The organism is Pseudomonas sp. BNK-7 (assembly GCF_048072025.1).
GTDB classification, from domain to species: Bacteria; Pseudomonadota; Gammaproteobacteria; order Pseudomonadales; family Pseudomonadaceae; genus Aquipseudomonas; species Aquipseudomonas danubii.
In genome coordinates this window covers 1,494,862-1,508,791 of record NZ_CP182252.1, presented here as the reverse complement: position 1 = coordinate 1,508,791, position 13,930 = coordinate 1,494,862, and the positions used below count along the sequence as shown (strand labels likewise).

The 13,930-nt window shown below is 63.2% G+C and carries 11 protein-coding genes; all 11 read right to left on the bottom strand.

Going from position 1 to position 13,930, the window contains the following annotated elements:
* Positions 1–2: 2 nt before the first annotated feature.
* A complete protein-coding gene (gene hutI, locus ACMGF8_RS07045; RefSeq protein ID WP_207166949.1) occupies positions 3–1,208 on the bottom strand; it encodes an imidazolonepropionase in 1,206 nt (401 codons plus the stop codon).
* Between the two features lie 12 nt (positions 1,209–1,220).
* On the bottom strand, positions 1,221–2,633 hold the full coding sequence (locus tag ACMGF8_RS07040) for an amino acid permease (protein WP_102862769.1): 1,413 nt from the start codon (positions 2,631–2,633) through the stop codon (positions 1,221–1,223).
* Positions 2,634–2,789: 156 nt separating this feature from the next.
* A complete protein-coding gene (gene hutH, locus ACMGF8_RS07035) occupies positions 2,790–4,328 on the bottom strand; it encodes a histidine ammonia-lyase (RefSeq protein WP_102862768.1) in 1,539 nt (512 codons plus the stop codon).
* A 116-nt stretch (positions 4,329–4,444) separates the two neighbouring features.
* Entirely contained in the window at positions 4,445–5,968 is a 1,524-nt protein-coding gene (locus ACMGF8_RS07030) for an HAL/PAL/TAL family ammonia-lyase (protein ID WP_207166948.1), read from the bottom strand.
* A gap of 69 nt (positions 5,969–6,037) precedes the next feature.
* Entirely contained in the window at positions 6,038–6,868 is an 831-nt protein-coding gene (locus tag ACMGF8_RS07025; protein WP_102862766.1) for a quaternary amine ABC transporter ATP-binding protein, read from the bottom strand.
* Positions 6,865–7,716 carry an ABC transporter permease gene (locus ACMGF8_RS07020; RefSeq protein ID WP_102862765.1) on the bottom strand — a complete coding sequence of 284 codons (852 nt, stop codon included), beginning with the start codon at positions 7,714–7,716 and terminating at the stop codon, positions 6,865–6,867. Before ACMGF8_RS07020 ends, ACMGF8_RS07025 begins: the two co-directional genes overlap by 4 nt.
* A 72-nt stretch (positions 7,717–7,788) precedes the next feature.
* Positions 7,789–8,754 carry an ABC transporter substrate-binding protein gene (locus tag ACMGF8_RS07015; RefSeq protein ID WP_102882106.1) on the bottom strand — a complete coding sequence of 322 codons (966 nt, stop codon included), beginning with the start codon at positions 8,752–8,754 and terminating at the stop codon, positions 7,789–7,791.
* Between the two features lie 75 nt (positions 8,755–8,829).
* Complete coding sequence (locus ACMGF8_RS07010; protein ID WP_416759113.1) at positions 8,830–10,299, bottom strand: purine-cytosine permease family protein; 1,470 nt, start codon at positions 10,297–10,299, stop codon at positions 8,830–8,832.
* Positions 10,300–10,444: 145 nt separating this feature from the next.
* On the bottom strand, positions 10,445–12,127 hold the full coding sequence (gene hutU, locus ACMGF8_RS07005) for a urocanate hydratase (protein WP_102862762.1): 1,683 nt from the start codon (positions 12,125–12,127) through the stop codon (positions 10,445–10,447).
* Positions 12,128–12,530: 403 nt separating this feature from the next.
* Positions 12,531–13,103 (bottom strand): HutD family protein, encoded by a 573-nt coding sequence (locus ACMGF8_RS07000; protein ID WP_305949280.1) that lies wholly within the window; start codon positions 13,101–13,103, stop codon positions 12,531–12,533.
* A complete protein-coding gene (gene hutC, locus ACMGF8_RS06995) occupies positions 13,100–13,849 on the bottom strand; it encodes a histidine utilization repressor (RefSeq protein WP_102862760.1) in 750 nt (249 codons plus the stop codon). Before hutC ends, ACMGF8_RS07000 begins: the two co-directional genes overlap by 4 nt.
* Positions 13,850–13,930: the final 81 nt, after the last annotated feature.

The following is a 13,930-nucleotide window of genomic DNA, read 5'->3' as shown; positions in this document are numbered from 1 at the left end:
TCCTAAACAGTCACTTCAACGCCGTGTCGCACGACGCGTTTTTCCAGGTCGCCGCCCAGCCAGTAAGCCAGGTCGGCGGGACGATCGATCTGCCAGGCGACAAAGTCCGCCACCTTACCCACCTCCAGTGAACCATGGGTCTGCTCCATGCCCAGGGCCTGGGCCGCGTGCAGGGTGACCCCGGCCAACGCCTCTTCCGGCGTCAACCGCAAACAGGTGCAAGCCATGTTCAGCATCAGGCGCAGCGACAACGCCGGCGAAGTCCCGGGATTGAGGTCGCTGGCCACGGCAATCTTCACCCCGTGCTTGCGCAGGGCTTCCATCGGCGGCAACTGGGTTTCCCGGAGGAAATAGAAAGCCCCCGGCAACAGCACTGCCACGGTTCCCGAAGCCGCCATGGCTATGGCATCGTCCTCGGTCATGAACTCCAGGTGATCGGCGGACAGCGCCCGGTAGCGCGCCGCCAGGCTCGAGCCATGCAAGGACGACAATTGTTCGGCATGCAGTTTCACCGGCAGGCCGAGCTTCTGCGCGGCAATGAATACCCGCTCCACCTGCGCCGGGGAGAACGCCAGGTACTCACAGAAGGCATCCACCGCATCCACCAGCCCCTCGGCCGCCAGGGCCGGGAGCATCTCGCTGCAGATGTGCTCGATGTAGTCGTCGCTGCGCTGGGCATATTCCGGCGGCAGAGCGTGAGCCGCCAGGCAGGTGCTGCGCACACTGACCGGCAACTCCTCGCCAAGACGGCGGATCACCCGCAGCATCTTGCGCTCGCTGGCCAGGTCCAGGCCGTAGCCGGACTTGATTTCGACGCTGGTGACACCGTCGCGCAACAGGCTCAGCAGACGCTTGCGAGCGCTGACGAACAGCTCCTCTTCAGTGGCCGCGCGGGTCGCCCTCACGGTGCTGGCGATACCACCACCGGCCGCGGCGATCTCAGCGTAGCTCACGCCCTGCAGGCGCTGCTCGAACTCGCCGCTGCGGTTGCCGCCGAACACCGTATGGGTGTGGCAATCGATCAGGCCCGGAGTCACCCAGGCGCCGCCCAGGTCCTGGACCTGGTGGTCATCGGCGACCGGCGCCTGCTGGCGCCGGCCAATCCACTCGATGTGCGCCCCTGACGTCACGATGGCCGCGTCCTCGATGATCGAGTAAGTGCCCTGGGCCATGCTGGCGACGTTGCAGTGTTGCCAAAGAGTTCTCATCCAAGGCCTCCGTTAATGATCAGTAGGTAAAGAAGAATCGACGCGGATCTGCTGAGCCTGTCCCGCCGCCGGCTTGACCCACAGCATATAGGCCACCACCAGCAGAATGATCCACACCACGCCCACCATCAGCGCCGCTTGAGTTTTCGGGAAATAGCCCAGCACGCCGAAGATGAACAGCATGAAGGCAATCGCCGCTGCCGGCGCCCAAGGCCAGAACGGCACCTTGAACTGCAACCGGGCCACTTGCTCGGCGGTCATGGAGCGGCGCATCGCCACATGGGTCAACAGAATCATCAGCCACACCCAGACCGTGGCGAAGGTGGCCAGGGAAGCGATCAGCAGGAAGATGTTTTCCGGGATCAGGTAGTTCAGCACCACGCCACCCAACAGCGTCACGGCCATCACCACCACGGTCATCCACGGCACGCCGGCCTTGGAAATCTGGGCAAAGCCCTTGGGCGCCTGCCCTTGCTGGGCCAGGCCGTACATCATGCGCCCGGCACCAAAGATATCGCTGTTGATCGCCGACACCGCCGCCGAAATCACCACGATATTAAGGATGGTGGCCGCCGAGCTGATGCCCAGGCTGTCGAAGATCTGCACGAAGGGGCTGCCCTGAGTGCCGATCTGCGGCCAGGGGAAAATCGACATCAGCACGAACAGGGTCAGCACATAGAACAGCAGGATGCGCAGCGGCACCGCGTTGATCGCCTTGGGGATGACCCGCTGCGGGTCCTTGGCCTCACCGGCGGTGACACCGATGATCTCGATGCCGCCAAAGGCGAACATCACCACCGCAAAGGAGGCGATCACCCCGCTGATGCCATTGGGCATGAAGCCGCCATGGGCCCAGAGGTTGCTGGCGCCGGTGGCCTGCTCGGTGAGCGCGCTGCCAATGCCGAACAGCATGATGCCGAAACCACCGAGGATCATGGCGATGATCGCCCCGACCTTGAGCAGCGACAGCCAGAACTCCATCTCGCCGAAAACCTTGACGCTGCACAGGTTCAACCCGCCGATGAGCAGGACGATGCCCAGCACCCAGATCCAGCGTGCCACCTCGGGAAACCAGAAGCCCATATAGATGCCAAAGGCGGTGACGTCTGCCAGGCAGACGATGAGCATCTCGAACGCGTAGGTCCAGCCCAGGATAAAGCCCGGCAAGGGCCCCAGGTACTGGCTGGCGTACTGCCCGAAGGAGCCGGACACCGGGTTGTGCACGGCCATCTCCCCCAGGGCACGCATCACCATGAACACCGCTGCACCACCAATCAGGTAGGCCAGCAGCACCGCCGGGCCGGCCATCTGGATGGCGGAAGCCGAGCCGTAGAACAATCCGGTGCCAATGGCCGATCCCAAGGCCATGAAGCGTATATGGCGGGCTGTCAGCCCCCGACGTAATCCTGTTTCTTGCGATTGCATGTCATCGTCCCTTTTATTGTTATCGGACAAGTGCGTTCCGCGCAGAAGCGCGGGGCGGCAGAAACGGGCGCTCCGCGCCCGTTTAGCAGGTACAGCGAACCAACAGGGGCCACCAATCTCGGCCGAGCGCGGAGTCATCTGGCGGCCCGGCGTGCATTACAGGCTCGGCAACAACTGGGCTGGCAGCAGCCCATTCAGGCAGCGCGAAGCCAACAACTCGCTGGCCGCGTTGATATCCGGAGCAAAGAAACGGTCCTTCTCGTAGTACGCCACCTTCTCGCGCAGGGTGGCGCGGGCTTTTTCCAGGGTCGGCGAGGTTTTCAGGCCTTCGCGCAGGTCCAGGCCCTGACAGGCCGCCAGCCATTCCACGGCCAGCACACCGCGGGTGTTCTCGGCCATTTCCCACAAGCGCTTGCCGGCGGCCGGCGCCATGGAAACGTGGTCTTCCTGGTTGGCGGAAGTGGGAATGCTGTCCACCGAGTGCGGGTGGGCCAGGGCCTTGTTTTCACTGGCCAGGGCCGCAGCGGTGACCTGGGCGATCATGAAGCCGGAGTTGACCCCGCCATTGGCCACCAGGAACGGCGGCAGCTGGGACATGTGCTTGTCCATCATCAGCGAGATACGGCGCTCGCTCAGGGACGCGATCTCGGCGATGGCCAGGGCCATGTTGTCGGCCGCCATGGCCACGGGTTCGGCGTGGAAGTTGCCACCGGAAATCACATCACCTTCGGCAGCGAACACCAGCGGGTTATCGGACACCGCGTTGGCTTCGACCACCAGCACTTCGGCGGCCTGGCGGAACTGAGTCAAGCAGGCGCCCATCACTTGCGGCTGGCAACGCAGGGAGTACGGGTCCTGGACCTTGTCGCAGTTCTGGTGCGAGGCGGACACCTCGGTGCTGTCCCCCAGCAAGGCGCGATAGGCCGCAGCGGTGTCAATCTGCCCGCGCTGACCGCGAGCGGCGTGAATCCGTGGGTCGAACGGCGAGCGCGAACCCAGCACCGCTTCCACCGTCAGGCCGCCGCACACCAGAGCACCGGCAAACAGGTCTTCGCCTTCGAACAGCCCGCGCAAGGCGAACGCGGTGGACACCTGGGTGCCGTTGAGCAGCGCCAGGCCTTCCTTGGCGGCCAGGGTCAGCGGCTTGAGACCGGCGACTTCCAGGGCCGCGGTCGCTTCCAGCCACTGGCCCTTGTAGCGCGCCTTGCCCTCGCCCAGCAGCACCAGGGACATATGAGCCAGAGGCGCCAGGTCGCCGGAAGCGCCCACCGAGCCCTTGAGCGGGATATGCGGATAGACCTCGGCGTTGATCAGGGCGATCAGGGCATCGATCACCTGACGGCGGATGCCGGAGAAACCGCGGCTCAGGCTGTTGACCTTGAGCACCATGATCAGGCGCACCAGATCGTCGCTGATGGGCTCGCCCACGCCAGCGGCATGGGACAGCACCAGGGAGCGCTGCAGGTTTTCCAGATCGGCGCTGGCGATGCGGGTCGAAGCCAGCAGGCCAAAACCGGTGTTGATCCCGTAGGCAGTGCGGTTCTCGGCGAGGATCTGTTCGACACAAGCGACGCTGGCGTCGATCTGCGCCGAGGCGCTGTCATCCAGGGTCAGGGTCAGCGGCTGCTGATAGATGGCCCGCAGTTGGGCCAGGGTCAGTTGGCCGGGAATCAGGTTAAGCGCAGTCACATTCATGCTCCTTTTGAGAGTTTTGTAATAACTACCAGTCGCTCCGGAAGCTTCCGTTATCCGTCGTCATTCGCGGTTTTGCACGAGTGACGCCTTGGCACGCTGGTGATGGAAAAAACGGTTCATTGCACCTTGGAAAAGCGTTTGTGCAGCAGCAAAGGGTCCTTGAGCAGCGCTGCGGCGTCGGCAATGTCCGGCGCCAGCCAGCGGTCCTGGTCATAGGCCGGGACCCGCTCGCGCAGCAGGCACCAGGCGATACCGGTGCCGGTGCCGAAACGCTGCTCCTTGAGAAACTCGAAGGCCTGGGCTGCCAGCAGGTACTCGATGGCCAGGATCTGGGTGCAGTTCTCCAGCACCTGATGCAGCTTCAGGGCGGCATTGGTGCCCAGGCTCAGGTGGTCTTCCTGCAGGCCCGAAGTCACGTAGTTGTCCAGCACCGCCGGCTGGGCCAGCTGACGGTTCTGTGCGCACAGCGAGGCGGCCACGTATTGCACGATCATCATTCCGGAGTTGACCCCGGGCTCGCTGACCAGGAACGCCGGCAAGCCACTGACATGGGGGTTGATCAAGCGGTCCAGGCGACGTTCGGCAATGGAGCCGATCTCGGCCATGGCGATGGCCAGCAGGTCCGCCGCCAGCGCCACCGATTGCCCGTGGGGGTTGGCCTGGGACACCACTCGATAGTGCTCCGGGGTGCCCAGCAGCAACGGATTGTCGGTCGCGCCATTAAGCTCGGTTTCCACTTGTTTGACCGCATGGGCCAGTTGATCCCGGGCGGCGCCATGCACCTGGGGAATGGAACGGATACTCAAGGCGTCCTGGGTGCGGATGCCGCGGCTGGCGGCGATGACTTCACTGCCATCGAGCAAGGCCCGCAGATTGCTGCCCACCACCTGCATGCCGGGGTGCGCCTTGAGGGCAATGATCTGGGCATCGAAGGCGTCGATCTGGCCCCGCTGGGCTTCGAAGCTCATGGCGCCGATGACGTCGGCCCACTGCAACAGGCGACTGGCATCGGCCAGGGCCAGGCAACTCAGGCCCGTCATGCACGGCGTGCCGTTGACCAGGCACAAGCCATCCTTGGCCCCCAGTTGCACCGGCTGCAGCCCTTCTTCGGCCAGGGCCTGTTCGGCGCTGACAATACGACCGCGATAGCTGACCTGACCGACGCCAAGCAAGGCGATGCCAATGTGGGCCATGTGGGTCAGGTAACCCACCGAGCCCTGGGACGGCACCTGTGGAGTGATGCCGCGATTGAGCAGGGTCAGCAGCGCCTCGACCACTTGCCGGTGGATGCCGGATTTGCCGTGGCTGTAGTTGATGATGGCGGCGCAAAGGATCGCCCGGGTCTGCTCATCGGCCAGCGCCGGCCCGACACCGCAGGCATGGCTGAGCAAGGTGTTGCGCGACAGCTGGCTGAGTTGCTCACCGGCCAGCACCACGTTGCACAAGGCGCCCAGGCCCGTGCTGATGCCATAGGCGCGCTCGCCACTGTCCACCACCTGGCGGACGATGGCCTGGGCATTGTCGATACGCGCCCAGGCCTGGGCCGAAAGCGCCAGCTGCGCGCCATGACGGGCGACAGCGACAACATCCTGCCAACCCAGAGGGGCGTCGGCGATAACGATTTTTTCAGCCTGGGACATCGGGGACCTCTTCTTGCAAACCTTGGGTTGTCTGCCGCTTTGCCGGACCTTTGGCCGGCAAGCCGGCTCCTACACGGTGGCGGCGCGGCGCTGGACGAAACGATCGACGTACTCATCCGCCGGCGAATGCAGGATCTCCTTCGGCGTACCCACCTGGATCAGGCGGCCGTCCTTGAGGATCGCGATGCGGTTGCCGATGCGTACCGCCTCGTCCAGATCGTGGGTGATGAAGACAATGGTCTTGTGCAGGGTCTTCTGCAGCTCCAGCAGCTGGTCCTGCATCTCGGCGCGGATCAACGGGTCCAGGGCGCTGAAGGCTTCATCCATGAGGATGATGTCGGTGTCCGCGGCCAGGGCCCGGGCCAGGCCGACCCGTTGGCGCATGCCGCCGGACAGCTGGTGCGGGTACTTCTTCTCGTAACCCTTGAGGCCCACGGTGTTGATCCAGTGCAGGGCCCGCTCGGCGCACAGCGACTTGCTCTCGCCACGCACCTTGAGGCCGTAGGCGACGTTGTCCTGAACATTGCGGTGGGGCAGCAGGCCGAAGCTCTGGAACACCATGCTGATCTTGTGCCGGCGGAATTGGCGCAAGGCTTCCATGTCGTATTGCAGGATGTCTTCGCCATCCACCAGGATCGCCCCGCTGGTGGGGTCGATCAGGCGGTTGAAGTGGCGCACCAGGGTCGACTTGCCGGAACCGGACAGGCCCATGATGACGAAGATCTCACCGGTGCCGATGCTCAAGGACAGATCATTGACCCCCACCACGCAGCCGGTCTGGGCCAGTACCTGATCCTTGCTCTGGCCCTGGCGGATCATCGCCAGGGCGTCAGAGGGGCGGTTGCCGAATACCTTGAAGACGTTCCTGACTTCGATCTTGCTCACGGCAGCGCTGCTCATTTGCTCACCTCATGACGTGGACGACCGTAGGCCTGGGTAATGCGGTCGATCACCACCGCCAGAATCACGATCGCCAACCCCGCTTCCAGGCCGCGCCCGACGTTGAGGGTCTGGATGCCCACCAGCACATCCTCGCCCAGGCCGCGGGCCCCGATCATCGAGGCGATCACCACCATCGACAGGGCCATCATGGTGGTCTGGTTGATCCCCGCCATGATGCTTGGCAGGGCCAGGGGCAGTTGCACGCCGAACAGCTGTTGCCAGCGGTTGGCGCCGAAGGCGTTGATCGCCTCCATCACTTCACCGTCCACCTGGCGGATGCCCAGGTCGGTGAGACGAATCAGCGGCGGTGCGGCGTAGATCACCGTGGCGAAGATCGCCGGCACCTTGCCCAGGCCGAACAGCATCAGCACCGGGATCAGGTACACGAAGCTGGGCATGGTCTGCATGATGTCCAGCAGCGGCATCAATACCGAACGCAAGCGGTTGCTGCGAGCCGAGAGAATCCCCAGGGGAATGCCGATCAGCACCGAGATCACGGTCGCCACCAGCATCAGCGCCAGGGTCTGCATCAGCTTGTCCCACAGGCCGACGGCGCCCACCAGGAACAGCAGGCCGACAATCACCGCCGTGGTCAGCAGCTTGCGGGTGGAGTGCCAGGCAATGCCGCCGACAATCGCCAGCATCAGCCACCAGGGCGCCATGCGCAGCAGGCCTTCAAGGTTGACGATGGCCCACAACAAGGTGTCGGAAATGTGCCGGAACACATCACCGTAATTGGTCACCAGGGAGTCGACCCAGCCGTTGACCCAGTCGGCGATGGAAAAGGTGAAGCTTTCTGGAAACATAAGAAACTCTCGATCAAAGGAGGTTGTGGTCCAGCCTCCGACGGCTCTTGTGAACCGTCGGAAAAGCCCGACCTACAAGGCCGCGTCGATTTTCCTGGCAGCGTCGTCGCTGACCCATGGGTGCCAGACTTCAGGATGTTCCTTGAGGAAGAGTTTCGCCAGTTTCGGCGACTCGATGCGTTCGCGGGTCATGCGCGCCAGATTCTGGTTGAGCAGGTCGATGGGCAGGTTGGCCTTGGCCAGTACCGCCACCAGTTCAGGAGCTTCGTCATGGAAGGTCTTGGACAGGCCGACCTTGATGCTCACGCTCTTGTCGACGCCGGGTTTCTCCTCCAGCTTGACCAGATCCACCTGGCCCATGAGCGGGGTCGGCGACCAGTAGTAGAAGAGAATCGGTTCGCCACGCTTGTAGCTCGACAACACCGCCGCATCCAGGGCCGGGCCGGTGCCCGGGCGGAAGTTGGTGTAGCTGCTTTCCAGGCCATAGCTCTTGAGCATCTCGCTGTTGTCCAGCTCACAGGTCCAACCGGCCGGGCAGTTGTAGAAGCGGCCCTTGCTCGGTTCTTCCGGGTCTTTGAACACGCTGGCGTACTGGCCCAGGTCGGCGATGTTTTTCAGGTTTGGCGCCTTGGCTTCGAGCTTGCGCTTGGCGTCGCCCTCGATCACATAGCGCGGCACGTACCAGCCTTCGACGGCGCCCACCACCGGCGCGCCGACGCCCACCACCTTGCCGGCCTTCTCGGCCTTGTTCCACACCTCGCTGCGGCCCACCCACTCTTCGGCGAAGACCTGGATGTCATTGCTGCCCAGGGCGTTCTCCATGGTGATGGAGTTGCCCGGCAGGCTATCGGTCTTGCAGTCGTAGCCCTTCTCCAGGACGAACTGCAGGACGTCGGTCAGCAACATGCCGCTTTCCCAATTCAGGCCGGCGAACTTCACCGGTTTGCCCGACTCGCACCAGCCGGCCGCCTGGGCGCCGGAAGCGGCCAGCAAGCCCATGGACAGCAACGTGGTCAGCAGGGTCTTATGCATTTTCATTGTGTGACGCTCCTAATCATGAGTTGGCTTACGGCAGTTAAGAGGCATCCAGCCCTGTCCACGTCCCGTCAAGACTCACACCGCTGCAGCGCGACGGGCCTGACTCAGCTTTTGTTCGTTGGGCGCGTCCTGCTCTACCGGCAGGATCAGGTGCTCGGGCACCGCGCCATGCCACTTCTTCGCGCAGACGTAGTACAACGCCGCGGGTACCACCAGGCCGATGATCCAGGAGATATCGGTATCGCCCAGACTCGCCACCAGGGGGCCGGTATAGAAGTGGGTGGAAATGAACGGCATCTGGATCAGCACGCCGAACACATAAATAGTGATGCCCATGGCATTCCAGCGCCCGTAGCGGCCGTCCGGATTGGACAGCGCCGGGATGTCATAGCGCTCTTTGGTGATGCAGTAGAAATCCACCAGGTTGATCGCGCTCCAGGGCGTGAAGAACGCCAGCAGGAACAGGATGAAAGACTTGAATGCGCCGAGGAACGAGTGCTGGCCCAGCAGCGCGATCAGGGTCGCGGCACCGACAATCAGCAACACCGCGATCAACCGCTGCAAGCGCGTCACTTTCAGCTCGCCGCGAAAGCCGCTGATGATGGTGGCGATACACATGAAGCTGCCGTAGGAGTTCAGCGTCGAGATGGTCACCTTGCCGAAGGCGATGCTGAAATAGAGCAACGCCGCTATGGCGCCAGTGCCGCCCAGGCCGACGATGTAGGCCACCTCACGACCGGCGAACTGGCCCTGGGACAGGGACGCGGCGAACACCCCGAGCACCATCGCCACCTGGGCACCGATCACCGAACCGGCACCCGCGGCGAGGAAGGTCTTCAATGGCGACGTCTTGCTCGGCAGGTAGCGCGAATAGTCGGCGACATAAGGACCGAACGCGATCTGCCAGGATGCGGCCAACGACACCGCCAGGAGGAAGCTGCTCCAGCTGAAGTGCCGAATCGCCAGCAAGGCGCTGACGTCGGTCTGGCTCAGCAGCCGGCTGAACAGGTAGAAAAAGGCGATCACGCCGATCACGCTGGCAACCCGGCCGATGTAGTGAATCACCCGATAGCCAAGCACCGTGACCAGCACAATCACGCTGGCGAAGATCAGGATGCCGATGCTGTCACTGACGCCGAACATCTGGCCCAGCGCCTGCCCGGAAAGCACCGTGCCGGTTGCGGTGAAACCCAGGTACATCAGGCACACCAGCACCATCGGAATGGCCGCGCCATAGACCCCGAACTGCACCCGGCTGGAAATCATCTGCGGCAGGCCGAGCTTCGGTCCTTGCGCCGCATGCAGCGCCATCACTGCGCCGCCCAGCAGTTGCCCGATCAACAGCCCGATCAACGACCAGAACACATCGCCGCCCAACACCACCGCCAGAGCGCCGGTGACGATGGCCGTGATCTGCAGGTTGGCACCCAGCCACAGGGTGAACTGGCTCAGTAGACGACCGTGTCTTTCCGCTTCCGGGATGTAGTCGATCGAACGCCTTTCGATCAACGGCTTGCTGCTTGCACGATCATTCGCTAAGGCCATGGACGTCAAACCTCTATGGGCACTGCAGACGATTTCCACTGTAGGAGCGAGCTTGCTCGCGAGGTGGTGCAGCTGATGCACCGTGGTGCTTGCTTCGCCAGCAAGCTGGCTCCTACAGGGAGAGTGGGGTGAACCGATACTCCGGTTACTTGCCGGTGATCATCGGCAGGTTCAGGCCCTGTTCCTTGGCGCAGTCGATGGCGATCTGGTAGCCGGCGTCGGCATGACGCATGACCCCGGTGGCCGGATCGTTGTGCAGCACCCGGGCAATCCGCTCGGCCGCTTCGTCGGTACCGTCGCAGACGATGACCATCCCCGAATGCTGGGAGAAGCCCATGCCGACACCGCCACCGTGGTGCAGGGAAACCCAGGTCGCACCGCTGGCAGTGTTCAACAGGGCGTTGAGCAGCGGCCAGTCGGACACGGCGTCGGAGCCGTCCTGCATGGATTCGGTTTCACGGTTCGGGCTGGCCACGGAGCCGGAATCCAGGTGGTCGCGACCGATGACGATCGGCGCCGACAGCTCGCCGCTGCGGACCATTTCGTTGAACGCCAGGCCGAGCTTGGCGCGCTGGCCCAGGCCGACCCAGCAGATCCGCGCCGGCAGGCCCTGGAAGCTGATGCGCTCGCGGGCCATGTCCAGCCAGTTGTGCAGGTGGGCATCGTCAGGGATCAGTTCCTTGACCTTGGCGTCGGTCTTGTAGATGTCCTGCGGATCGCCGGACAGCGCCGCCCAGCGGAATGGACCAACGCCACGGCAGAACAGCGGACGGATGTAGGCGGGCACGAAACCCGGGAAGTCGAACGCGTTTTCCACGCCCTCTTCCTGGGCCATCTGGCGGATGTTGTTGCCGTAGTCGAAGGTCGGGACGCCCATCTTCTGGAAGGCCAGCATGGCTTTGACGTGCTCGGCCATGGACTGCTTGGCGGCCTTGATCACGGCAGCGGGCTCGGTCTTGGCGCGGTCGCGGTACTGCTCCCAGGTCCAGCCCTTGGGCAGGTAGCCGTTGAGCGGGTCGTGGGCGCTGGTCTGGTCGGTGACCATGTCCGGACGCACACCACGGCGTACCAGTTCCGGCAGGATTTCTGCGGCGTTGCCACACAGGGCGATGGAGATCGCGCGGCCTTCGGCGGTGTATTTCTTGATGCGTGCCAGGGCGTCGTCCAGGTCGGTGGCCTGCTCGTCGACGTAGCGGGTCTTGAGGCGGAAGTCGATGCTGGTCTGCTGGCACTCGATGTTCAGCGAGCAGGCCCCGGCCAGGGTTGCGGCCAGCGGTTGCGCGCCGCCCATGCCACCCAGGCCGGCGGTCAGGACCCAGCGGCCCTTGAGGTTGGAGTCGTAATGCTGGCGACCGGCTTCAACGAAGGTTTCATAAGTGCCTTGGACGATGCCCTGGCTACCGATGTAGATCCAGCTGCCGGCGGTCATCTGGCCGTACATGGCCAGGCCCTTGGCGTCCAGTTCATTGAAGTGCTCCCAACTGGCCCAGTGCGGCACCAGGTTGGAGTTGGCGATCAGCACCCGCGGCGCGTTGCTGTGGGTCTTGAACACGCCCACCGGTTTGCCGGACTGCACCAGCAGGGTCTCGTCGTCATTCAGCTGGGTCAGGGCTTCGACGATCTTGTCATAGCACTCCCAGTTGCGCGCGGCGCGGCCAATGCCACCGTAGACCACCAGTTCCTTGGGATTCTCTGCAACTTCCGGGTCGAGGTTGTTCATCAGCATGCGCAGCGGCGCTTCGGTCAGCCAGCTCTTGGCGGTCAGCTTGTTGCCACGTGCAGCGCGGATTTCAACGTTGCGGAATTGGGTGGGTTTGCTGTCAGTCACGGAAAAACTCCTCGGCGATGAGTCCAAGGTGCGAAGAGGATTCCATCGACTCTTACGCACACATATTTACTTGTACATACAAGCATATGCAATCAAGCGGCCAACTCGCTTGAGATGTACCTGAAAAACCTTGAGAGCAAACCGCAAGCCTTGCTGGACAAGGCTTTCAACAGGGCGAGAATTTTCCAGAAGAGATTTTTGGCCGCAGCGAAGCTGTTACCAAAACCCGGTTTTGCGCTGTGCTGGGGCGTTCGGTAACAAACTGGTGCGCGAGAGAAACAGCAATTGCAGGGAGATGTGCGCCAGTTCTGCACGGCAGGTGCGGGCTGGGGTTCCGGCGCAGCGAGGGAACGAGTAGAAGCCGGTAGCAGGCCGTATCCCGGCCTGCGTCCAGCCACAATGATCAGATGGCGGTGAGTTCGATGACGCAGCAGCGTCCATCGGTGGCGATTTCCATAACCCCGGCATTGTCATCCAGGCGCAGGCAGTCATAACACCCCAATGCCTGCACCGGGATGCTGCCCGTGTCCACCCAGGTCTGCTCGGCGACACTGAACACCAGCACGGTGTGCGCCTGGGTGAAGAAGCGTTGCTGACCATCGAACCACTGCAAGCGGGCGACGTAACGCTCAGGGCAATAGATCAGGTTGAAATCGCGGATCGCGCCCTCCAGCAGGGTGCAATTCACCTGGCTGGCACCGCTGAAGGCAAAGGGGTCCAGGGGCAGCAAGGGCCGTACCTCTTCGCCATCGACCGTCAGTTGCATGCCCGCACCCTGCAGCACGGTGATGATCCGCTGATAACCGGCAAAGCTGGAAAAGCCGCCGGATTCGCCGATATCGGCAATCGACAAGCGCCAGCCAAAACCTTCCAGGCCAGTGCCGGCGTCACGGGTGATTTCTTCGGTGCTGCCGCCGCCGTTTTTCCATGGCATGCGCGGGTAGTCGGCGGCGCGTAACAGAGTGGACTGGATCATTTATGAAAACGCCCTTCCAGACGATGACGGGAACCGGGGTGGATCAAGCGGGCGGCGGTCACCGGCTGGCGCCCGGACCAGGTGCGACGCCGAATCAACAGGCACGGCTCGCCACGCTCGATCTGCAGCAGCTCGCACTCTTCGGGCTCGGCGAGAATCGCCTCCACCACATGCTCGCCCTCAGTCAGGGGGGCGACCTGGGACAGATAGGCGTAAGGGGTTTGCAGGGTGAAGTCCTGCTTGAGGTACTCCGGCGCCACCAGGGCGTTGACGAAGCGATCCTCGATCTGCACCGGGATGTCGTTCTCGAAATGCACGATCAGCGAGTGGAAGACTCGCTGCCCTTCGCGCATGTCCAGGGCCAGGGCGCGCTCGGAACCGGCAGCCTCTTCGCCCAGGGTGACGACCCGGCAGGTGTGGCGATGACCGCGGGAGGCGATCTCGTCGGCAATGTTGTGCACTTCGAACAAGGCCGATTGGCTCTTGGGTTCGGCGACGAAGGTCCCCACGCCCTGCATGCGCACCAGCATGCCCTCAGCGGTCATCTCACGCAGTGCGCGGTTGATGGTCATGCGACTGAAACCCAGCTGATTGACCAGCTCGCTTTCCGAGGGAACCCGGTAATGCGGCGGCCAGTTTCCGCTCTCGATCTGCTGGGTGATCATCTGTTTGACGCGGGCATACAAGGGCGCCGGACTATCGCCCAGATGGGCAGCCAGCGGCGATTTGGCAGGCGGAGTCGGCACGGGAAATCCTTGTTGAGCAAAAAAGGTGACTAGCTTGCCGGAGTTTACCGAGCAGGCAAACGTCTGTATATGTATATACAA